Origin of the sequence: Bacteroides helcogenes P 36-108 (assembly GCF_000186225.1) — a bacterium.
Lineage (GTDB): Bacteria > Bacteroidota > Bacteroidia > Bacteroidales > Bacteroidaceae > Bacteroides > Bacteroides helcogenes.
This window is the reverse complement of the sequence record NC_014933.1, coordinates 1,055,889-1,077,739: the sequence shown is the minus strand read 5'-3', so window position 1 is coordinate 1,077,739 and position 21,851 is coordinate 1,055,889. Positions and strand designations below refer to the sequence as shown.

Below are 21,851 nucleotides of genomic sequence, written 5' to 3'. Positions count from 1 at the left end.
GCAGGCAGAGACAACAGAATCGACTATCTTGTCAGAACTTCAGATTAAGCAGCCTCTCCAGCAGACTCTTCTCTTTGGTTACAATAGAGGCTGTACCCTCTATTGTCTTTATCAGCGGAAGTTTCCTTCCATAGCTTGTTTCCATTCCCAAAGGAAGTATAATTTCTAATACATAACAGCCTTCGGAATCGGGAACGGGCGATATGGACATAATTCGTCCTTCAATGAATCCGAACTCCTGTTCCGGAAAAGCCGGCAAGCGTATGATGACCCGTTGCCCAGTTTTTACCTTGCCTATTCCCTCCATCGGCAACAGCGCTTTTCCCATAGGTTGTACTGCATTCTGCGGAATGACAACAAACATCGTTTCGCCGACTTCCACATTCTGATTCAGCTTCCATAGCTGCATAAACGCTATCGTACCATCCACGGGACTCATCAACAGATAATTCATTTCCCATTCAGCCAAGGCCACCTGCATAGATGCCACGGCATTTATAACTTCTGTTTCATAAATTCGGTTTTCCTGCATATGCTGCAGGTAGTTGCTCCAGGCCAGCAAGCAGGAAGAATAGGCTGTCTGAATAGATCCAAGTTCAGGAATCCGATGAAAAAACAACATGTCTATCCGTTCTACCAATGAACCTGAGTTTTTCCATTCTTTCAATTTCTCGCGCAAATAAAAAATATCTTCCGTGTTGGCAGTATTTTGTATCACACCTATAAGTTCCCCTTCACGAACGGGTTGTTTGTTCTCCACATATAGCTGCTCTATTCTTCCGGACGTCTTAGGGATGATATAAGCAGGCGATGAGCCACTACCACGACCGTTTTTCCACGATAGAACTCATGCAGATGCTCCATAATTTCTTTTTCATTATTAGCGTCGAGCGCGTTGGTGGCTTCGTCAAAGAACAGAAACTCCGGATTCTTATATACGGCGCGTGCTATCAGCAACCGCTGCTTCTGCCCACGGCAATATTATTGGCTATGGTGTCTGAAAAGATAAAGCCCTCTTGCATCACTGCCCCAAAGCCAAGCCTCTTACACTTATTTTGAACAGCTTCACCTGAATACGCTCCCACTGCCAGCGTTTTTGCTTTTCACAGTTGTTCAGCTTTATTTCTTGCATACCGGTAACCAACTGTATCAGGCTACTTTGTTCATTGGATGCCTGTGCAAAGCGCCGGATGTCCAGTTCGCGGCGGTACTTCATGAAGCATAGCACCCAGCCTATATAGAATGCGTTTCCCAAGAGGAAGATGCCCAATATCGTCCAGTTGTAATAAGCCAGAATAAAGCCGAAGATGAAGAAATTGACGAATGAAAACAGTGTACTGATCGATGATCCGGTAAGGAAAGTCTCGATGCGGTTATGGTCGCCGATACGCTGCATGATGTCGCCTATCATTTTGGTGTCGAAGAAGCGCAAAGGAAGCCTCATCAGCTTAGAAAGGAAATCCGAAATCAGAGAGATATTGATACGGGTGTTCATGTGAAGCAATATCCAACTTCGGATAAAATCTACCGATAGCTGCGAAACAGAGATAACCAGTTGAGCCACAAGAATCAGTGTGATGAAGCCAAGGTTTCCGTCGCGAATGCCCACATCCACAAGTGATTGCGTCAGGAACGGGAATATCAGTTGAAGCAAGCTTACACACAGCATTCCCAACATGAGTTGTATCACCTGCTTCTTGTAAGGAGACAGGTGGGACCGCAGTCCATGGCATCCAGTTGAAGATAGTGAGGAAATGTTCTCATTAGGGCCGTTTTGATGCGCCAAGGTACTACTTTTTAGTTAAACTTGATATTCATCCATCACTTTCTTTCGTAATACTACCTTCAATGTTATTATTTTGCATTACAAATATGTTTGATGACATGTTTTGATACTTTATCCCTACAAAAAGTCTTTTCCCCACTTTATAAAGTCTATATTTGTAACAAAACATTCTCACTTATTCTTCCTCTTTCATTATGCGCAATATACAGGGAAAACTTTATATGCAGATAAATAGCAATATCACTCAACACGGATAAATTATGAAATACACTTATCTGATTCTAATCGCCATAGCATGCTTCGGTTGTACTTCCACTCAGAAACCATCCGGTCAAGATACTCCGGAGGCACAACTTCCCCACATTATTGATCTGTCTGAACTGGAATTCTCGGATACACCGCAATGTCTGTCAGAATTTGCCGATAGCATCAGTTATATTCGTCTGTCAGAAGAGCCATTATTACGAGATCTTGGTTTGACCACTCTCTATTTAGACCGCAATAATAATATTTATATAGACGATCGCCTCATTTACAAATACACTCCTAAGGGAGAATTCGTGAAGTCTCTTTTTAGGTTCGGACAAGGGCCGGAAGAAGTAATACAAAAGTTAGGATCTGGCATTTATAACTCGGAGGAAGAATCTGTTTTAGTTAATAATTATGGTTCAGAAAGCTTCAGGAAATATTCTCTGAACGGGGATTTCTTAGATGATATTTCTAAAGAGGAAGGCCCGGGCTTCTATAAACAAATAGTTGCCAGTATTGGTGATAAAGAAATATTTTATTCTATACCCGTTCACCCCAATCGTGGAGATAAAGTGAATTACGACGGGGCTTACTTATGGTATGTCAAAGACCTCTCTAAAGACAGCATTGTTTATAAAATGAAGAATTCCCTGTTTCATATAAAAGCAGAGATGGGGTACGGGCTGATGCAAGAAGGAGCCTACCCCTTGTATCTTCAGACTATAGATTCCGTATTATGTATTCGTCATGTTCACCAAGACACTCTGTTTAGAACAACTGATGCTTTGAAATGGGAACCGTGGTACGTCATAAAACACCATGAGAGAGATGCAAATTACTCCATGCTCATAAGATTTAGAGTTTTCGATGTCTCAATAAGTGAGATAAATGGTAAATATCGGGTACATGAAGTATATCCACTGCCATCTGGTGTACTCTTTTTATATAGCGAACTGAATAGCACTTCTAAGAAAACAGGTTTCTGCAAACATGGAGAAAAAGCATTAACTTGCTCCACTAAATCCTTTAAGAACGATTTGGATGATTGTTTGACCTCATTAGACATATTGTCGCAGCCGCATTTTCAAAAGAATGGATATCTATACGTATTGGTCGATGCATTTGAATTCTTTAAAGAAGGAGCGAAATCTCCTTTTCCGGATTTGACAGAAGAAAGCAATCCGGTATTGGTGAAAATTAAATTGAAAGAAGCCTATGAACAATAGACAATTGTACAGCTTTAAAAAAAGACTAAAGCTGCTCAGAAACTGTTTTGGCACACCTGCATCAAGAATAAATATATGAAAAACACACTTCATTTCATTCCCATTCTATTGAGTATAAGTATATACTCAATTTACGCTTGCCAACAAAAAGTAGAAATAAACGAAAACAAATCATATTTCAACATAGACCCCAAAGACCGACAAATTGTTTTATCTGTATCACTGAATGACAGTATAAAGGCTCGCTTAGGTTTTGATACAGGAGGATATCTTATATTAGATTCTTCATTTTGTGCTACGCATCCTGACGTTATGCATAATCTAATACCTGATACTATTCTACAAAGCGGATCAGGTTGGACAAAATCCACTGTTTCTTCATTTATATACAACAATGCGCCAACAGTCAAGATTGGCGATAAAAAGATGATGTATGACGGCGTAAAAATTTACAATTGGAAGAAATATATGAATACGACTAATTCGGAAGGCATAATTAATATCCCCTATAATGACAGCACATACGTATGGGAGCTTAACTTTGAACATGGCTATATGGAAATTCATACAGCGTATGATTTTAAGATACCTCAGAATAGCTTCATATTCCCTTTGGTTAAGAAAAAAGAATACCCAAGCCTGCTTTATGTAAAGTTACCTATCAAAGTAAAAAGCTCTGATAATACAACAATGACTATGAAACGTCTGTTTATGATAGATACAGGAATGGCATGGGATATGGTATTGATGTCTAAAGCCGAAGAATTTGCTTTCTTCAATAAGCAGGAAAACACTGTATGGACTAAATATCTAAGAAGCTATCACAGATATTGCACGGTAGATGCTACATTATCAGACTCTTTCGATATAGATTCACTACGTATTTACACTTTCGACAATATTAATATAGGACCTTCCCATTACTTGATTGGACAAAATTTTCTAAAAAGATTCAACGTTTTTTTCGATATGAAACACCGACAATTAGGCTTGCAACCTGTATCAAACTTTCGTCGCATCATAAATCCACTACATAGGAGATTTCACCTCTCAGTTGAAATGAACTCGCAGAAAAAATGGATTATTACCAAAATGGCTGATAGTAAAGGAAACTATTATAAAAACGCAGGGTTGAAGGAAGGTGATGAAGTAAAGGCGCTCAATGGAAAGCATTACAAAAATTTCACTTATAAGGAACAGGATGACTTTGAAAAACAAGATACACTAATGTATGATATTGTCCGCAAAGGGAAGCCCTTAAGAATAAAAGTGGTAGTCAACAAAAGCGAGATACAAGGGGATTGAGATAAACAAGTAAATGAAAAAGTTACAGTCTCATCGCATCAAGTATTTATCCATCAGATTAGCTATATCTTTCAGTTGAACAAAGCGGTTGACGCCATCTATCTCTGCTCTGCCCCCGACATTGCTGAACAATATATTTCCCCTGTCATCAACCAAGATGAAAGTAGGAACGGCAGATGTATGAAACACATCGACGACCTTGGTTGCAGACTCCGGATGTCCGGACAGACTGGGCCAATCCACATTATCGGCACGAACAGCCCTTGACCAATCTTCAAACTTCTTATCGATACTCATACTGACAAAAGAGACGCGATCCTGATAATGACGATACAAGTCTTTCAGTTCAGGAAGTTCGGCTTTGCAAGGGCCGCACCAACTTGCCCAGAAGACAATCAGCCCCAATTTCCGGTCTCCAATGAAGTCCTTAAAGTGGTAGTTGTTTCCGTCTAAATCATAAAAGCTGAAATCCCTGGCTATTCCACTTTTAGCCAACGCTTCTTCTCTCGCTAAATACTCCTGCATTTCTTTTCCCAACGGAGATTCTTTTAGGGAGACATCAAATAGATTGAAGTGACTTTTTAAAGTAACAAAAGATTTATATTGGCCTTTAGATTCATAAACTGAATTCAATAAAGAGTAGCTTTTGGGATTTTCACGTATGAAGTCCGGATTAGTCAAGACACCTTCCTTATCAAAATAGTGGTTCACGAAAATCTCATCATTTACTTTTCTATACATTATATCCGTCTCTACAGAGCCTTCAATCCGAGCCGAAATCTCCCCGGCCATAGTTCCTTTCGTACATAGAGAATCAAGGTATATAGTAGTCCGGGAATTATCAAGATATATATCGCCACAATGGAACGTATAGTTCTTTTTTACAAAAGGGTTCACAAAAAACACCACCTGTTGTGTACTGTCATTTCTCTGCAAAAACACCTTGACCATTTGTGAGCCATTAGGTTCGTAATAGTTATATTCAAATTTTCCACCAACAACGGGAATTGAGTCGATAGTCTTCAGAGCACCGTGCACTTCTATATCCCACATCTTGAGAACAATATAAGCGCTATCTACGCCACTCACCGTGCCGGACAGCACACCTTTCAAGGCTCCGTCGGGAACAGAGGTATACGAGGAAGCAAGCATAACAAGAGAAAGCATCAAAAAAACTAATTTTTTCATAACGACATTTTGTTTAATTGGTTTAAATAGCAACTTCAATATACTAAATCAACAGGTCTCTACTTAGCACTTACATCAAGCAGAACAATAGCAAGTTACAGTTGAACCCGTACGCTTCATTGAACAATTAGTGCCCCCATTTTTCATAATTATTATAGATACATGGCGCAAATATAAATTAAAAAAACGGAATCACTCGACTTCCTACAGAGAAAAGAAAGGCATTAACACTATTTTCACCGCCGTGCAATTATGCTCTGAATCCATAACTTATCAATACTTTTCAGGAACGACTTTTAATATTTGACTAACAATTTATTGCCAGGTATCTATTTATTGGAGATTCTACGTATTTATATTCTTCATCACCCGTTGGCGGAATTTTTTATTAAACTTTATTCAAAGCCTGTGAATATCCGTTCGCAAGCTTTGAATATCCGTTCGCAGCCTGTGAATATCCGTTCGCACGCTGCGAACAGAGATTTCGTTTAACTTCGATACTTTTTAGCCTTAACATCAAAAGCTTTTTCCTTAGCTTTTCGGGAAGTTTCCAATAGATACCTGACAGGTGGGAAACGAAGACTCCAACATCGGGCAATCATCCGCAGACAGGTGGGACCGCAGTCCATGACATCCAGTTTAAGATAGTGAGGAAATGTCCTCATTAGGGCCGTTTTGATGCGCCAAGGTACTACTTTTTAGTTAAACTTGATATTCATCCATCACTTTCTTTCGTAATCCTACCCTCAATGTTATTATTTTGCATTACAAATATGTTTGATGACATGTTTTGATACTTTATCCCTACAAAAAGTCTTTTCCCCATTTTATAAAGTCTATATTTGTAACAAAACATTCTCACTTATTCTTCCTCTTTCATTATGCGCAATATACAGGGAAAACTTTATATGCAGATAAATAGCAATATCACTCAACACGGATAAATTATGAAATACACTTATCTGATTCTAATCGCCATAGCATGCTTCGGTTGTACTTCCACTCAGAAACCATCCGGTCAAGATACTCCGGAGGCACAACTTCCCTACATCATTGATTTGAGTGACGTGGAATACTCGGAAAGCCCACAACTACTATCTGATTTTGTGGAAAGCATTGAATACATAAAGCTTTCCGAAGAACCTTTGATTCCCGATATCTTCACGACATATTTGGCAGGAGACAACAAAGGAAATATATATGTAGATGCCATAGGTGATATTTACAAATATGATTCAACAGGAGCATATATAAAATCTCTCTTTAAAAAGGGACAAGGGCCGGATGAAGTAGCCCAAAAGATAGGACGTTCTGTTTTTAATATAGATAAAAATTATGTATTAGTCAACGATTATGGGAAAGTGGACTATTGTAAATTTACACTGGATGGCATTTTTACAGGAATGGAACGGAAACGTACCGGTTTAGTTTCGAAAGATATATTTGCTTTTTGGAAAAATACCGAACTTTATAGATATATAAATAACGCTCCTTATGAACATTATTCGGAAATTAATCGGGATAGTTTGTTTTTCTTCACTGTCCGTGATTTGTCTTCAGATTCCGTCATCCTAAAGCTAAGGAATTATCATTTTGATATCAAAGGAAAAGTTATTGGTGGTTATGCCATAAGTCCATGTGCCCCTGCTTATAGAGGTGTCATAAATGATTCATTATTATGGATTAAACCGTCAAATGTAGATACCGTATTTTGTACAACAGACTGGAAAGACTTACGTCCATTGTACATAATTAAACAACCGAAAAATGCAGCGGACTATGCTTGGCAAACTATATTTGAAGCAGGATCTGATAATTATTCCACTAATGAATACCTTAATAAAATGAGATTATTGGGCATATGCGCTTTGAAAAATGGCCTATTGTATTATTATTATCAAAATATGGAAAAATCAGGAATTGGCTTTTGCTCTGCTAACGGAAGGGGCAATACTTTCTCTCAACTGTTTAAGAATGACGTAGACAAGTATTGTCCTTCTATTGATTTTTCTAACCTTATATATCATGGGACATCTTTTCAAAAGAATGGATATCTCTATCTATTGGTAGATGCCTTTAAGTTCTTTGAAGAGGGTGCGAAATCTCCTTTCCCTGATTTGACAGAAGATAGTAATCCAGTTGTGGTAAAACTTAAATTGAAAGGAAGGAAATAGATAATTGGTAACGCAACTATAACTCAATATACTAAATCTGTACTGTTTTCCTAACAGGCTTCGCTATTCTCCGAAAAGCAACTTGTTCAGCCACTTATTTATATAAATATTGGCCACGGCACACCCTGCACCAATGGCAGCGCCCGCCAGCACGTCCGACGGATAGTGCACTCCCTCGTTCATGCGCGATACACCTACCGAACACGCCCACAGCGCGGACGGGGCAATGACGTACCACTTAGGATACTTTACACTCAAGGAGGTGGCAAGCGCAAAAGCCGTTGCCGTATGTCCGGAAGGGAATGAAGGACTGCTTTCATGGCTATACGGATGCACCCGGTCAGGATATTTCTCGTAAGGACGCTCACGGCCCACCAGATACTTCATACCATAAGTCACCACAAACGCTCCGGCGACACTTGTTCCCACATAGACGGCATCTTTCAGCAGGTCTTTATCATGTTTTATCCAGGCGGCTACCGCCATCGCCACCGGCACGCCGACAGCAACGTATGGTTCCGAACGCGAAATCACCTTATTATAATTGCGGATAAACTTGCCGTCCCAACCGTTTATCCGGTGAACAGTATTGATATCCCAGTTCTGGGCAGATAAATTTGATACAACAAGGAAAACAAAATATACAAAAAAAAGACTTTTCTTCATAAAATCTTTGTGTTAATTGGTCGCAAAGATAGCTGAAATAGTTAGAGTTTCCACAAAAATATTCTATCTTTGCTCCCACATTTTTAATAATTTGCCTATTATTTCATAACAATGGATACTTGCTGCACCCGACAAAGTGACTGCACTCTATGTCCCCAAATCTCAGAAGGAGCATTGGTTTATAACCAGTTCTCCAAAGGACAGCATTTCTCTGCCGAAAAGTGCACACAGAACTGCATGATTTTTATGCTGAAGGGTGAACTGCTTGTCAACAGTGAGGAATACCCCGGAACCACTCTGCAAAGCCACCAGTTCATCCTACAAGCCATCGGCTCCAAAGTGGAATTATTAGCACTGACCGATGTGGAATATATTGTATATTGGTTTACCGAACTTCCCGTACTTTGCGAAGATCGGTATAAGGAGATACTCAACCGTTCGGAAGTTCCGCTGACATACAGTCCGTTGGTGGCCATACCCAAATTGAGAAGTTTATTGGAAGACCTCTCCGACTATCTCAAAGAACAAACACCGACCTGCGGCAAGTATATCAATCTCAAATGTCAGGAATTGGTCTATATTCTGACCTGCTATTATCCTTTACACCAGATCAGCACGTTTTTCTACCCCATCAGCACTTATACCGAAAGCTTCCACTACTTCGTCATGCAGAATTACGACAAAGTGAAGAATGTGGAAGAATTCGCCCATTTGGGAGGATATACGACAGCCACGTTTCGCCGACTGTTTAAAAATATGTATAACGTACCGGTCTATGAATGGATTCTGGACAAAAAGCGTGAAGGCATCCTGAACGACTTGCAACATACCAAGCAGCGCATATCAGCCATCAGCACCCGTTACGGCTTTGATTCACTGTCACACTTCGCACATTTCTGCAAAGACTCTTTCGGCGATACGCCCCGTTCGCTGCGAAAGCGTGCAGCCAACGGAGAGAAAATCACCATTATCTGCAAAGAGAAGGCCGGAGAAGACAACAACGACACAGAATCCGCCGATTTGTAGCATCTATATCCCTGGCTTACGGGATATATAGATGCAACGCGTCAGATATATAGATGCAATTCCCCGGACTTATTACGGAATAATTTCTTTAATTCCTTGTTTAATCAATGGATTTCCCCTATTTTTGCGAAACATTTACAGAAGTCTCTTTGTAGGAAATATTTTCTAACTATTAAATAATTTAAATTCAATCATTTATGTGGTTAAGTAATTCATCTGTAGGAAGGAAAGTGGTGATGAGCGTTACCGGTATCGCCCTTGTCCTGTTTCTGACATTTCACATGGCGATGAACCTTGTTGCATTGGTTTCGGCTGATGGCTATAACATGGTTTGTGAGTTCCTGGGAGCAAACTGGTATGCGCTGGTAGCTACGGTAGGTTTGGCTGCCTTGTTTATCATCCACATTATCTACGCTTTCTGGCTGACAATGCAAAACCGTAAAGCGCGCGGCAACGAGCGTTATGCCGTAGTGGACAAACCCAAAACAGTGGAATGGGCTTCCCAAAACATGCTCGTCCTGGGCATCATCGTAATTGTAGGTTTAGGCTTGCACTTGGTAAACTTCTGGGCAAAAATGCAATTTCCCGAGTTGATGCACAACATGGGTATGCATGCCGACACCCTCACTTTGGCGTATGCAGCCAACGGTGTCTATCACATCCAGAACACCTTCTCAAACCCGGTATTCGTAGTGCTTTATCTCGTTTGGCTGGGTGCACTGTGGTTCCACCTGACTCACGGTTTCTGGAGTTCTATGCAGTCTTTGGGCTGGAACAACAAAGTATGGATTAACCGTTGGAAATGCATCTCCAACATCTACTCCACTATCGTTGTTGTATGCTTCGCTCTGGTAGTTGTCGTATTCTTCATCAAATCAATGATGTGCGGCGCCGCTTGCTAAGAAAGTAAATTGTAAATGATTAAATTGTAATAGCATTATGACTAAGATAGATTCTAAAATACCGGAAGGACCGGTAGCTGAGAAATGGACCAATTATAAAGCTCATCAAAAATTAGTAAACCCTGCCAACAAACGCCGTTTGGACATCATCGTAGTAGGAACCGGACTTGCCGGCGCCAGTGCTGCGGCCTCTCTCGGTGAAATGGGTTTCAGAGTATTCAATTTCTGCATCCAGGATTCTCCGCGCCGTGCGCACTCCATCGCCGCACAGGGGGGTATCAATGCTGCAAAGAATTACCAAAACGACGGCGACTCCATTTACCGTCTGTTCTACGATACCGTGAAGGGTGGTGACTACCGTGCCCGCGAAGCCAATGTTTATCGTCTGGCAGAGGTATCAAACAATATCATCGACCAGTGCGTTGCACAAGGCGTTCCCTTCGCCCGCGAATACGGCGGCACGCTGGACAACCGTTCTTTCGGTGGCGCACAGGTGTCACGTACATTTTACGCTAAAGGGCAGACTGGACAGCAGTTGTTGTTAGGCGCATACTCCGCATTGAGCCGCCAGGTGAATGTGGGCACTGTAAAGCTGTTTACACGCTATGAAATGCAGGACGTTGTGCTCGTGGAAGGACGTGCCCGCGGCATCATCGCCAAAAACCTCGTAACCGGTAAGCTGGAACGCTTCGCCGCCCATGCAGTGGTTATCGCTACCGGCGGTTACGGAAACGCATACTTCCTCTCTACCAACGCCATGACCTGCAACTGCACAGCAGCCATTTCCTGCTACCGCAAGGGTGCATGGATGGCAAATCCCGCATACGTACAGATTCACCCGACCTGCATCCCCGTTCACGGTGACAAGCAGTCCAAGCTGACTTTGATGTCCGAATCTTTGCGTAACGACGGGCGTATCTGGGTTCCGAAGAAACTGGAAGATGCCAAAAAGCTGCAAGAAGGCACACTGCAAGGCAAGGACATTCCCGAAGAAGACCGCGACTATTACTTGGAACGCCGCTATCCGGCATTCGGTAACCTCGTTCCGCGTGACGTTGCCAGCCGTGCAGCCAAAGAACGTTGTGATAAAGGCTATGGCGTAAACAACACAGGCCTTGCCGTATTCCTCGACTTTAGCGATGCTATCAACCGCTTGGGTGTTGACGTGGTACGCCAGCGTTACGGCAACCTCTTCGACATGTATGAAGAAATCACCGATGTAAATCCGGAACACAATCCGATGATGATTTATCCGGCTATCCACTACACAATGGGTGGCATCTGGGTGGACTACGAACTGATGACTTCCGTCAAAGGTTTGTTCGCTATCGGTGAATGTAACTTCTCCGACCACGGAGCAAACCGCCTCGGCGCTTCCGCACTGATGCAAGGTTTGGCCGATGGTTATTTCGTACTGCCCTACACTATCCAGAACTATCTGGCAGACCAGATTACCGTTCCCCGCTTCTCTACCGACCTGCCCGAATTTGCCGCCGCAGAAAAAGCCATTCAGGAAAAGATTGACTGGATGATGAACATCAAGGGCAAGAAGTCCGTTGACTCCATCCACAAAGAGTTAGGTCACATCATGTGGGAGTTTGTAGGAATGGGACGTACCGCCGAAGGTCTGAAGGAAGGCTTGAAGAAGCTGAAAGATGTCCGCAAGGAATTCGAAACCAACCTCTTCATCCCCGGCGAAAAAGAGGGCATGAACGTAGAGCTTGACAAAGCAATCCGCCTGTATGACTTCATCATCATGGGCGAGCTGATAGCTTACGATGCCCTGAACCGTGATGAAAGTTGCGGTGGCCACTTCCGTGAAGAATACCAGACCGAAGAAGGCGAAGCCAAACGCGACGACGAAAACTTCTTCTACGTTGCTTGCTGGGAATACCAGGGCTCTGACGAAAAGGCTCCGGTGTTGCTGAAAGAACCGCTGGTTTATGAGGCAATCAAAGTACAGACTCGTAACTACAAGAGCTAATCGGGAAGTTGAACATTTAAAGAATTAAAGAAAATGGATAAAAATATATCATTTACGCTCAAGGTATGGCGCCAGAAGGGTCCGAAAGCAAAAGGCGCTTTTGAAACATACCAAATGAAAGATATTCCGGGCGATACTTCATTCCTCGAAATGCTGGATATTCTGAACGAACAGCTTATCAGTGAAGGCAAAGAACCGGTTGTATTCGACCATGATTGCCGCGAAGGTATCTGCGGTATGTGCTCCCTGTACATCAACGGACACCCGCACGGCCCCGCAACAGGCGCCACTACTTGCCAGATTTACATGCGCCGCTTTAATGACGGTGACACCATTACAGTTGAGCCGTGGCGTTCTGCCGGTTTCCCGGTCATCAAGGACCTGATGGTTGACCGCACGGCATACGACAAGATTATGCAAGCCGGCGGCTACGTCAGCGTACGTACGGGTGCGCCTCAGGATGCCAACGCTATCCTGATCCCGAAGCCGATTGCCGACGAAGCCATGGATGCCGCTTCCTGCATAGGTTGCGGTGCTTGTGTGGCTGCTTGCAAGAATGGTTCTGCCATGTTGTTCGTATCTGCCAAAGTAAGCCAGTTGAACTTGCTTCCCCAAGGCAAACCCGAAGCATTGCGCCGTGCCAAGGCCATGTTGAGCAAGATGGACGAACTCGGTTTCGGTAACTGTACCAACACGCGCGCTTGTGAGGCCGAATGTCCGAAGAACATCTCCATCAGCAACATCGCACGTTTGAACCGTGATTTTATCATTGCAAAACTGAAAGATTAATCGACTCTTTCTACATTTTAATACAGGAAGCGCTTTGGATAAACCTTTGAGCAGGCTCAAGTTTATCACTCAGCTTTCACTATATTTGATTAATATCACAGGAAACTCCTCTGCCGGCTTCTCGGCAGAGGAGTTTTTCTATCCCCCATTCTCCACCGAGAACGATGCTGTCATTTCGTCAAACAAAGTAAAAAAAGATAATCATAACGTCATTCCGTGCACGAGAACAATAAAAAGAAGTGAAAGAGTTTTAAAAACGGGCAAGATACGGACTTATATTTGGAGCATACGGACAAAAGCCATACATTTGTATCGTGATTTTTTTCATAGTATTAGATTTAAGGTTAACAAAGGTTGGAGTACAGCGGTACTCCTTTTTTTATGTCCAACAATGAAAAAAGTTCCTATCTTAATCTTGCATACCATCAAGCTATTGGTAAAATAAGACACTGTGAATCAAAACAAAAGAGATGTAGCCAGTAAAAAGGGTTGAATAATCAGTAATCTGTATAACAACCTTATACCATAATTGCCGTACTTTTGCAGTGATACTAAAAAGAACTGAACATGAAGAATCTATTAATCGCCCTCCTCGCCCTGGTCTATACCACAGGCGCAATGGCACAAAGCAAAGAAACAATGAGTACAAACAAGACACTGGTTGCCTACTTCTCTTGCACGGGCACTACAAAAAGCGCCGCCCAAAAGCTGGCAAAAAACATCGGAGCCGACCTCTACGAAATCAAACCACAGAAGCCTTACACTTCCGCCGACCTGAACTGGCACAACAGGAACAGCCGCAGCTCGGTAGAGATGAAAGACAGCTCATCGCGTCCTGCAATCTCCGGCAAAATAGTCGATATGAAGCAGTATGATACCGTTTTCGTGGGATTCCCCATTTGGTGGGACCTTGCACCAACCATCATCAACACCTTCCTCGAAAGCTATGATTTCAGCGGAAAGACGGTCATACCTTTCGCTACTTCAGGAGGCAGCAGCATCTCAAACAGCGAAAAGAACCTGCGCAAAGCTTATCCGAAGATAAAGTGGGAAACCGGAAAACTGATGAACTAAACCACAGTCCCATCTCACCCATTACCGACAGGCACTTTATCACTACATCGACAAAAAGCTCGGTGCAATATCCTTCATGCAAGCACACCACCTTCAAAAAGATGCCCCTTCAGATTTCGCCGAGTGATAAAAAAGCATTATCTTCGGCAAAATTTTCCTATTTATCTTTTCATAGAATGAAGAATGTGATATACATACTGTTTGTAATGGGTCTGCTTGCCGCAGGATGCACCCGGAGAACTTCTCCATCCGCCAAAGTCCCCCTTGCAAGCGGACACCGGGGCACAACTGCCATTGCTCCCGAGAATACCATGGCATCGGCTGACTCATGCATCAAATATGAAGCCGGAAACATAGAATGTGATATCTGCATCAGCAAGGACAGTGTGTTCTACGTGCTGCACGACTCTATGTTAGACCGCACCACCAACGGAACGGGCAACATCAAAGAGTGGCTCTCCGCCGACATTGATACATTGGATGCAGGCTCCTGGTTTGCCCCCGAATTTGCCGGTCAACGCATACCGCGCTTTGCCGACCTACTGCACAAAGCCAGACTCAACGGGATGAAGCTCACGGTGGACTTCCGAAACGGAGATATGCACAAGATGCTGCAATTGATCAGGCAGGAAGGCATGCTGGAAAATTGTAATTTCTCTTTCTATGAAGAAAGTGACACGAAACGCTTCAGAGCCATCGCCCCCGAAGTGAAGACTCTGCAAGCCTATGTAAGAAATCCAGGAGAACTGAAAAGGGTAATCAATGAACTGAAACCTAACATTGTCACCATACAGATTGACTCGCTGACACCGGAGTTTGTGCAACAATGTCACGAACAAGGCTTACTGGTGAACGCCCTGATATTGGGACTGGACGACAAAACGGAACAGAACCAAAAGGCTGTGGATTTAGGTGTGGATATAGTAGCGACTGACCGGCCGGAACAATTTATCACAAAATACGGAAACGGGAAATAGTAAGAACAAGTTTGTCAGATCCCCCCCAACAGATGATAGACGCCACCCACCATCGCCTTTATCACTCCTTTCATTTCCAATTCAAACAGCAAGGCACTCATACGGTTTACAGGCACATTGGCTTCCACCACCAAAGCGTTGACATGCAAGTCTCCCTGACGCATCAGGATACGCACCACCCGTTCCTCATCTTCCGTCAGTTCGGGGAAAAAGGTACGCTGAATGCCTTCCACTCCAGACGATTCTCGTGGTGAAGCCCATCCCATAGCTTGCACAAACTCCTCCGCACTCTGCACAAGCGCCGCCTTATTGTCGCGTATCAATCGATTGCAACCCACGGAAGCAGTATCCGTAATGCGACCGGGAACGGCAAAACAATCTCTGTGATAGCCTCCGGCCAGTTCCGCCGTAATGAGAGATCCACCTTTAGCTGCCGATTCTACCACGATGGTAGCATCACTCATACCTGCCACAATACGGTTGCGACCAACAAAATTGTGCTTGTCCGGATTGGTTTCCGTAAGAAATTCGGTAAGAAGTCCACCGTTTGCCAGCATATCCACAGCCGTCTTCCTGTGAACATAAGGATAAAGCCGGTCTAACCCATGAGCAAGAACGGCAACGGTGGAAAGGCGATTTGCCAAAGCGGCGCGATGGGCATGGATATCAATTCCATAGGCCAATCCACTGACTACAAGCACATCCGGACAAAGATTGGAAAGATCGCGCAGAAAATCGGCGCAAAACTGTTTGCCATAGTCCGTTGCTTGCCGCGTTCCTACCATATCAATGACGTGCAGTCGGTTGAGATCGGCATTTCCCTTAAAAAACAACACCACAGGAGCATCCTCACACTCACGCAAGCGACTGGGATAGGCTTTGTCCTTCAAGGTCAGACAAGTGAGGCGGTTTTTCTCCACAAACTCCATCTCACGTTCGGCACGTAGGAAAGCGGCAGGGTTATCAAGGGCAGCAATGACGACAGGGCTGATGCCGGGTAGCAATTCGGGAAGTTCTTTCCGCCGCCCGAATATTTCGGAGGCACTGCCTATGCTATCTATCAGACGCTTTGCCCCTATACGTCCAATACCGGAACAAAGTGTCAGGGCTATGCTGCAAATACGTTCGTCGTTGTTCATTGAAAAGAATCAATCGTTTCCCAGATAAGGAGCAAAGAGCTTGTCAAACAGTTCACTGTCACCAAGACGGCCGTTTACCACACAGACAGTCTCTACAACACCTTTCAAGGAAACTTTACCGTCGCTTTTACGGAAAATGTCCTGATAGAAAACGTACTTGATGCCTTCTTTCTTCATGTAAAGTTTGGAGACAAACTCATCTCCGCTTTTCAGAGGGGTCTTGAATGCCATATTGATGCGTGCCACCACCGGATCGATGCCATCTTCATGCAACTTGGCGAAGCTGACTCCCGTGGAAATCAAAAATTCATGGCGCGTATGTTCCAGATAATGCTGATAATTGGCATTGTTGACAATACCTTGCAGATCGCATTCATAATCGCGTACTTTCATTGTCAATTCATAAATGTACTTCTCCATAATCTTGTCTCTTTAAAATACCTAAATCAAAATAATACAGTGATAATACTCTTTTATACAGTGCTCCTCAATTATTTTCCTATGGGATCAGCCCCGTTGTTTCTCTACATCCAATCCCTTGAACTTCTTCAGTTCTTCCACGGAAACCAACTTATAAAGCTTGTCGCTGGGACGTATTTTAGGCGATTTCATCGAGAAATGCTGCCCTTTGCACACTGTATGCACAGGCTTCAGATCCACACGAGGCTCCTCCAAAGTCAGGAACTCAGCTCCAGTTGTCGGGCCCGTTATCAGCAACTTGTCACCTGCACTGACCTCGGCAGCTTCCACCAAAAACTCAGCCACTCCGATATTGCTGAAATAGCGGATACCCTTACCCACATAAATCTTACGCTCCGTAGCAGCAGAACCGTAATTCCTTGTCCATTCGCCCAGACGCTGTCCCAGATAGTAACCATCCCAAAAACCCCGATTGAAAACAGTCTTCAGACGTTCGTCCCAAATCGCAATCTTCTCGTCGGTAAAGCTGCCATCAAGATAGGCGTGAATGGCCTCTTTATAACATTCCACTACTGTACGAACATATTCGGGACCGCGCGCACGGCCTTCAATCTTAAAGACGCGTACACCGGCATCCAGCATTTTATTCATAAAGTGGATGGTCTTCAGATCCTTGGGCGACATGATATATTGGTTGTCCACTTCCAGTTCCACATCCGTCTCCTTGTCACGCACCACATAGCTGCGGCGGCATACCTGCATACAGGCGCCCCGATTGGCGGAATGATTCATCTCGTGCAATGAAAGGTAACATTTGCCGGACACGGCCATACAAAGCGCACCATGGCAGAACATCTCGATGCGTATCTGTTCTCCACCCGGTCCACAGATGTTTTCCTCACGGATATGGCGGTAGATTTCCGCTACCTGCTCCAGATTCAATTCACGCGCCAGTACCACGACATCGGCAAATTGGGCATAGAAACGGAGTGCCTCCACATTGGAGATATTCAACTGTGTACTGAGGTGCACTTCCTGTCCTATCTTGCGAGCATAACTCATCACCGCCACATCTGCTGCAATCACAGCCGAAATGCCTGCCGCCTTTGCCGCATCCACAATGGTACGCATCAAAGGTACATCATGGTCGTATATGATGGTATTGACGGTGAGATAGCTTTTCATCCGATGCTCATCACAGGTTCGGGCTATCTCCCTCAAGTCATCAATCGTAAAGGTGTTTGCCGAACGAGCACGCATGTTCAGGTTCTCAATGCCGAAATAGATAGAATCAGCGCCTGCTTGTATGGCTGCCGCAAGAGATTCGCGAGAGCCGACAGGCGCCATGATTTCAAAATCAGAAAGTCGAGAAGAATTCATAAAACTCATAGAGAAAGAAAACGTTTATTTACTTACCATATTGGCTATCTCGCTCTGCATCTGCTGACCGATTTCCATGCCAAGCTGCTGCCCCATCTGCATGCCCTCTTTAGTAATGGGAGGCGTAGCGGCAGACATCTTCTGTCCCACGGGAGTGTCATAAAAAGCCAAGATGGCTTCCAAATCTCCCTGCGTAAGATATTTCTGATAAATAGGGGCATATCTCTCCACCATCTTGTCGATGAACTGCTTGGTCCAACGCTTGGTGAAATCTTCCCAAAAAGAATCGGGCTGCGATGCAGCCTGCTGCTTCATCATTCCTACAAGTTGCGGAACCATCTGTTTCACGGCTTCCAGCCCACCCGATTTATCCATCATCTTGTAAAGAGTCTCTTTGTACTTGCCGTTCACATCTTGTGCATAAACACCGGCCGACTGCATCGACAACATTGCTATGCACATCGCTGCCATGAAGAAAAGTTTTCTCATCCGAATTGTAGTTATTAGTGATTACTCTATCATTTAACTCGCCAAAGGTAGTTTTTTTTATCTTATGAATGATTAACTTTGCCCACAAAATAGATTTCACATGAAGATAGCCAATATAGACTTGGGCGAATATCCCGTACTTCTCGCTCCCATGGAAGATGTCACCGACCCTGCTTTCCGCCTGATGTGCAAGCAGTTCGGCGCAGACATGGTATATACAGAATTCGTGTCTGCCGATGCTCTGATACGTTCTGTGAGCAAAACCGAACAGAAGCTGAACATAAGCACCGAAGAACGCCCCGTGGCCATACAGATATACGGGAAAGATACAGAAACTATGGTAGAAGCCGCCCGGATTGTGGAACAGGCACACCCGGACATATTGGACATCAACTTCGGCTGCCCGGTGAAGCGCGTAGCAGGTAAAGGAGCCGGAGCCGGAATGTTGCAAAACATCCCACTGATGCTGGAGATTACCCGAGCAGTAGTGGATGCTGTGAAGATACCCGTCACCGTAAAAACACGTCTCGGATGGGATGCCGACCATAAAATCATTGTTGACCTGGCCGAACAATTGCAAGACTGTGGCATTGCCGCACTTACCATCCACGGCCGCACCCGTGCACAAATGTACACCGGCGAGGCAGACTGGACACTGATCGGTGAAGTGAAAAAGAATCCACGCATGCATATCCCCGTCATCGGTAATGGCGACATCACAACCCCCGAAAGAGCCAAAGAATGCTTCGACCTGTACGGCGTAGATGCCATCATGATAGGCCGTGCCAGCTTCGGCCGTCCGTGGTTCTTCAAGGAAGTGAGGCACTATCTGGAAACCGGGGAAGAACTGCCACCCCTAAGTCCCGAATGGAAGCTGAATGTGCTTCGCCGGGAAGTGGAAGACAGCGTCAACCTGCTGGACGAACGTAGAGGTATCCTGCACGTACGTCGGCATTTAGCGGCGAGTCCTCTATTCAAAGGCATTCCCAACTTCCGGGACACAAGAATAGCCATGTTGCGGGCAGAGACGAAAGAGGAACTGTACCGCATCTTCGATGCCGTCAGCCCATTGCTTGCCACAGCAGAAAACCTCACTTGAACATGGGCTGTGCAAACCACCGCTTGAACATCCATGTCACCGCTATGTAGAGCCCGATAGCAGAGATGAATCCGACAATGGCGTCAATCAGATAATGAGCCTGTATATATACAGTGGCTCCGCACAGCAGAAGATAGAAAGGAAACAGGCAGGCAAACAGATATTTGCTGCCACGCCATGCCATAATCATCAAGATAGTGGACATACCTACATGTGAACTGGGAAAAGCAGCTGTGGGACGTTCACCCACTTGCTGGGATCCTTCCACCAAATTATAAAAGAAACCATGTTCATAGCCCGGACCGGGCAAAAGCTCCTGATGATGGTGAAAATAGTCTCCGATGGAAGGATATACACCCCGCGCCACATTATCAGCCCCGATAGCGGGAAAATAGAACTGCGGCCCTGCAACCGGCACGAATATATATATAAGGTAATAGATGAAAAAAGCGGCCACAATGACAAACGATACCTTCTCGAATAGCTCATAACGGAAAAAGAAGTACCACAGCACCACAACCAGTATCATCGGGTAATAGGAGAAATATCCCATATTGAACGGCTCGCTTACCCACATTTGCGGAAAACAGTCACAGAACCACACGGCAGGCTGTCCTCCGAATATCCACTGCTCCACCGAAGCAAACACATGGTCGAGGTTGGGAAATATGCGGTTAAATTCAAACGTATCGGGATACCAGTAAGATAATAGTGACATCTGGATGGCTATGCGCACAAAAGCAGAGAACTTACAGGGGGCAAGCCGATAGAGATACATCAACAGGAAAGTCATTCCTGCAATAAGGACACGGTCAACGAGCATTTGCACCGGGTGATCCATTTCCTGAAAAAGAAACAGAATGAGAATAGAAGTCAGCAATGTGTATATCAGTGTGATCTTCTCTACTGCAAAAAGCCCTTTACGGGTTTCTACCTTCTTGAATAAGTCTAAAGCCATCCTTTATTTTTATACCAAGCAATTGTTTCTCTTACCCCCTGTTCCAGTTTATATTCAGGACTGTAACCCAGTTCCTCAATTGCCGGGGTAATGTCACACTGCCAGTTGCGTTGTTTCATGATTCTATATTTATCCGAATTGAGCGTGCTGACCGTCTTGCGCCGCTTTGCCCAGAATTCAGCAAGCAAAGATACTATTTTCAATACAATTAACGGACATTTCAGACGAATAACCAATGGATTGCCCAATTCTTTCCGTATCAGATCCGAAAACGCGCGGCTCCGGTACACCTCTCCGTCTGCCAGAAAATAGGCGCGACGAGATACTTGTTTTTTAATTCCAAGAAATACCGCCTGCACGATATCTTTGACATAAACAAACGTCAGATCCTGCCGACGGAATCCCACCGAGAAGTCGGTATGCTTCCGGATGGACTTCGCCATAAGGAAATAATCTTTCTCACGCGGACCATAAACACCCGTAGGACGATAGATGACGTAGGGGAAGCCAGGAATGCTCTGCAAATAAAGTTCAGCCTTCAGTTTACTAAGGCCGTAGGCAGTATTTGGAGCCGGAATATCATTTTCCTTGATCGGCTCGTAAGTCTTTTCACGGATAGGGCCGAATACACTGAGCGTACTGATAAATACAAACTGTTTGGGAATCATATTCAATTCTCTCAACGCATCTACAAAATATTTCGTCTGGAGATAGTTCACCAGGTCAAACTCATTCTTGTCTGCACACTTGGTGACACCGGCACAATGGATGATGTAGTCAAACTTGTTATAAGTACCCTTGTGACCGGATAACTGCGCCCGTAATTCATTGGGATGTGCAAAATCCAATTCGAGGACATGTATCTTACGATCCTGCAAATACTCACGGCTGCTGGATGAACGAATACCTGCCCATACACCAAACCCGCGTTTCAACGCCTCTTCCACGATGAAACTTCCGATAAATCCGCTTGCACCTGTAATTAAAACCGATTCCACTTTAAATAAGTTCTCTTAATTA

The 21,851-nt window shown here is 44.2% G+C and carries 19 protein-coding genes and 1 pseudogene; 10 read left to right on the top strand and 10 right to left on the bottom strand.

The annotated features are described in order from the left end of the window. Nucleotides 1–31: 31 nt before the first annotated feature. Nucleotides 32–760, bottom strand: coding sequence for an HlyD family secretion protein (locus BACHE_RS16605; protein WP_245530914.1), 729 nt, complete (start codon nucleotides 758–760; stop codon nucleotides 32–34). Nucleotides 761–771: 11 nt separating this feature from the next. Continuing rightward, nucleotides 772–1,798: pseudogene (locus BACHE_RS04110) on the bottom strand (ABC transporter transmembrane domain-containing protein); the annotation flags it as partial. 248 nt (nucleotides 1,799–2,046) lie between these two features. On the opposite strand from BACHE_RS04110, the gene BACHE_RS04105 reads away from it, so the two are divergent. Together BACHE_RS04105 and BACHE_RS17720 are read left to right on the top strand one after the other, a co-directional pair. After that, the gene (locus BACHE_RS04105) at nucleotides 2,047–3,261 is read left to right on the top strand and encodes a hypothetical protein (protein WP_013546448.1); all 1,215 of its coding nucleotides are present in this window, start codon (nucleotides 2,047–2,049) and stop codon (nucleotides 3,259–3,261) included. 75 nt (nucleotides 3,262–3,336) lie between these two features. Further along, on the top strand, nucleotides 3,337–4,566 hold the full coding sequence (locus tag BACHE_RS17720; RefSeq protein ID WP_013546447.1) for a hypothetical protein: 1,230 nt from the start codon (nucleotides 3,337–3,339) through the stop codon (nucleotides 4,564–4,566). Nucleotides 4,567–4,596: 30 nt separating this feature from the next. Here BACHE_RS17720 and BACHE_RS04095 read toward each other — a convergent pair whose 3' ends face one another. Beyond that, on the bottom strand, nucleotides 4,597–5,754 hold the full coding sequence (locus BACHE_RS04095; protein WP_013546446.1) for a TlpA disulfide reductase family protein: 1,158 nt from the start codon (nucleotides 5,752–5,754) through the stop codon (nucleotides 4,597–4,599). 947 nt (nucleotides 5,755–6,701) lie between these two features. Between BACHE_RS04095 and BACHE_RS04090 the strand changes: the two genes are divergently transcribed. Then, entirely contained in the window at nucleotides 6,702–7,928 is a 1,227-nt protein-coding gene (locus BACHE_RS04090; RefSeq protein ID WP_013546445.1) for a hypothetical protein, read from the top strand. A gap of 63 nt (nucleotides 7,929–7,991) precedes the next feature. On the opposite strand, the gene BACHE_RS04085 is transcribed toward BACHE_RS04090, so the two are convergent. Continuing rightward, nucleotides 7,992–8,594 carry a phosphatase PAP2 family protein gene (locus tag BACHE_RS04085; RefSeq protein ID WP_013546444.1) on the bottom strand — a complete coding sequence of 201 codons (603 nt, stop codon included), beginning with the start codon at nucleotides 8,592–8,594 and terminating at the stop codon, nucleotides 7,992–7,994. Nucleotides 8,595–8,705: 111 nt separating this feature from the next. Here BACHE_RS04085 and BACHE_RS04080 point away from each other — a divergent pair, with 111 nt between their 5' ends. The 6 genes from BACHE_RS04080 (at nucleotide 8,706) to BACHE_RS04055 (ending at nucleotide 15,346) form a co-directional block, all read left to right on the top strand. Next, entirely contained in the window at nucleotides 8,706–9,620 is a 915-nt protein-coding gene (locus BACHE_RS04080) for a helix-turn-helix domain-containing protein (protein WP_083808241.1), read from the top strand. A gap of 197 nt (nucleotides 9,621–9,817) precedes the next feature. Beyond that, entirely contained in the window at nucleotides 9,818–10,522 is a 705-nt protein-coding gene (locus BACHE_RS04075) for a succinate dehydrogenase/fumarate reductase cytochrome b subunit (RefSeq protein WP_013546442.1), read from the top strand. Between the two features lie 37 nt (nucleotides 10,523–10,559). Continuing rightward, nucleotides 10,560–12,506 (top strand): fumarate reductase/succinate dehydrogenase flavoprotein subunit, encoded by a 1,947-nt coding sequence (locus BACHE_RS04070; protein WP_013546441.1) that lies wholly within the window; start codon nucleotides 10,560–10,562, stop codon nucleotides 12,504–12,506. Between the two features lie 33 nt (nucleotides 12,507–12,539). Then, nucleotides 12,540–13,295, top strand: a complete 756-nt coding sequence (locus BACHE_RS04065; RefSeq protein WP_004291708.1) for a succinate dehydrogenase/fumarate reductase iron-sulfur subunit — start codon at nucleotides 12,540–12,542, stop codon at nucleotides 13,293–13,295. A 567-nt stretch (nucleotides 13,296–13,862) separates the two neighbouring features. Continuing rightward, nucleotides 13,863–14,369 carry a flavodoxin gene (locus BACHE_RS04060; protein WP_013546439.1) on the top strand — a complete coding sequence of 169 codons (507 nt, stop codon included), beginning with the start codon at nucleotides 13,863–13,865 and terminating at the stop codon, nucleotides 14,367–14,369. A gap of 206 nt (nucleotides 14,370–14,575) precedes the next feature. Continuing rightward, entirely contained in the window at nucleotides 14,576–15,346 is a 771-nt protein-coding gene (locus BACHE_RS04055) for a glycerophosphodiester phosphodiesterase (RefSeq protein ID WP_049778958.1), read from the top strand. Between the two features lie 14 nt (nucleotides 15,347–15,360). On the opposite strand, the gene dprA is transcribed toward BACHE_RS04055, so the two are convergent. From dprA to BACHE_RS04035, 4 genes are all read right to left on the bottom strand, one after another. Then, nucleotides 15,361–16,485 carry a DNA-processing protein DprA gene (gene dprA, locus BACHE_RS04050; protein ID WP_013546437.1) on the bottom strand — a complete coding sequence of 375 codons (1,125 nt, stop codon included), beginning with the start codon at nucleotides 16,483–16,485 and terminating at the stop codon, nucleotides 15,361–15,363. 9 nt (nucleotides 16,486–16,494) lie between these two features. Next, on the bottom strand, nucleotides 16,495–16,905 hold the full coding sequence (locus BACHE_RS04045; RefSeq protein ID WP_013546436.1) for an acyl-CoA thioesterase: 411 nt from the start codon (nucleotides 16,903–16,905) through the stop codon (nucleotides 16,495–16,497). A gap of 87 nt (nucleotides 16,906–16,992) precedes the next feature. Beyond that, nucleotides 16,993–18,285: a peptidase U32 family protein gene (locus BACHE_RS04040; RefSeq protein WP_041579636.1), complete on the bottom strand. Its 1,293-nt coding sequence runs from the start codon at nucleotides 18,283–18,285 to the stop codon at nucleotides 16,993–16,995. 24 nt (nucleotides 18,286–18,309) lie between these two features. Further along, on the bottom strand, nucleotides 18,310–18,774 hold the full coding sequence (locus tag BACHE_RS04035) for a DUF2059 domain-containing protein (RefSeq protein WP_013546434.1): 465 nt from the start codon (nucleotides 18,772–18,774) through the stop codon (nucleotides 18,310–18,312). Nucleotides 18,775–18,874: 100 nt separating this feature from the next. On the opposite strand from BACHE_RS04035, the gene dusB reads away from it, so the two are divergent. Continuing rightward, entirely contained in the window at nucleotides 18,875–19,873 is a 999-nt protein-coding gene (dusB, locus tag BACHE_RS04030) for a tRNA dihydrouridine synthase DusB (RefSeq protein ID WP_013546433.1), read from the top strand. Here the strand turns inward: dusB and BACHE_RS04025 are convergent. Both BACHE_RS04025 and BACHE_RS04020 read right to left on the bottom strand, forming a co-directional pair. Then, nucleotides 19,866–20,831: a phosphatase PAP2 family protein gene (locus tag BACHE_RS04025; protein ID WP_013546432.1), complete on the bottom strand. Its 966-nt coding sequence runs from the start codon at nucleotides 20,829–20,831 to the stop codon at nucleotides 19,866–19,868. The genes dusB and BACHE_RS04025 overlap by 8 nt on opposite strands. Continuing rightward, nucleotides 20,822–21,829, bottom strand: a complete 1,008-nt coding sequence (locus BACHE_RS04020; protein WP_013546431.1) for an NAD-dependent epimerase/dehydratase family protein — start codon at nucleotides 21,827–21,829, stop codon at nucleotides 20,822–20,824. The genes BACHE_RS04025 and BACHE_RS04020 overlap by 10 nt, the downstream gene beginning before the upstream one ends. Between the last annotated feature and the right edge of the window lie 22 nt (nucleotides 21,830–21,851).

Bases quoted from the DNA above. Each gene is read 5' to 3' on its own strand.
- BACHE_RS04060 (WP_013546439.1), top strand. From the start codon at position 13,863: ATGAAGAATCTATTAATCGCCCTCCTCGCCCTGGTCTATACCACAGGC.
- BACHE_RS04045 (WP_013546436.1), bottom strand. From the start codon at position 16,905: ATGGAGAAGTACATTTATGAATTGACAATGAAAGTACGCGATTATGAA.
- BACHE_RS04065 (WP_004291708.1), top strand. From the start codon at position 12,540: ATGGATAAAAATATATCATTTACGCTCAAGGTATGGCGCCAGAAGGGT.
- BACHE_RS04075 (WP_013546442.1), top strand. From the start codon at position 9,818: ATGTGGTTAAGTAATTCATCTGTAGGAAGGAAAGTGGTGATGAGCGTT.
- BACHE_RS04040 (WP_041579636.1), bottom strand. From the start codon at position 18,285: ATGAATTCTTCTCGACTTTCTGATTTTGAAATCATGGCGCCTGTCGGC.
- dprA (WP_013546437.1), bottom strand. From the start codon at position 16,485: ATGAACAACGACGAACGTATTTGCAGCATAGCCCTGACACTTTGTTCC.
- BACHE_RS17720 (WP_013546447.1), top strand. From the start codon at position 3,337: ATGAAAAACACACTTCATTTCATTCCCATTCTATTGAGTATAAGTATA.
- BACHE_RS04085 (WP_013546444.1), bottom strand. From the start codon at position 8,594: ATGAAGAAAAGTCTTTTTTTTGTATATTTTGTTTTCCTTGTTGTATCA.
- BACHE_RS04025 (WP_013546432.1), bottom strand. From the start codon at position 20,831: ATGGCTTTAGACTTATTCAAGAAGGTAGAAACCCGTAAAGGGCTTTTT.
- BACHE_RS04055 (WP_049778958.1), top strand. From the start codon at position 14,576: ATGGGTCTGCTTGCCGCAGGATGCACCCGGAGAACTTCTCCATCCGCC.
- BACHE_RS04070 (WP_013546441.1), top strand. From the start codon at position 10,560: ATGACTAAGATAGATTCTAAAATACCGGAAGGACCGGTAGCTGAGAAA.
- dusB (WP_013546433.1), top strand. From the start codon at position 18,875: ATGAAGATAGCCAATATAGACTTGGGCGAATATCCCGTACTTCTCGCT.
- BACHE_RS04080 (WP_083808241.1), top strand. From the start codon at position 8,706: ATGGATACTTGCTGCACCCGACAAAGTGACTGCACTCTATGTCCCCAA.
- BACHE_RS04090 (WP_013546445.1), top strand. From the start codon at position 6,702: ATGAAATACACTTATCTGATTCTAATCGCCATAGCATGCTTCGGTTGT.
- BACHE_RS04035 (WP_013546434.1), bottom strand. From the start codon at position 18,774: ATGAGAAAACTTTTCTTCATGGCAGCGATGTGCATAGCAATGTTGTCG.
- BACHE_RS04105 (WP_013546448.1), top strand. From the start codon at position 2,047: ATGAAATACACTTATCTGATTCTAATCGCCATAGCATGCTTCGGTTGT.
- BACHE_RS04095 (WP_013546446.1), bottom strand. From the start codon at position 5,754: ATGAAAAAATTAGTTTTTTTGATGCTTTCTCTTGTTATGCTTGCTTCC.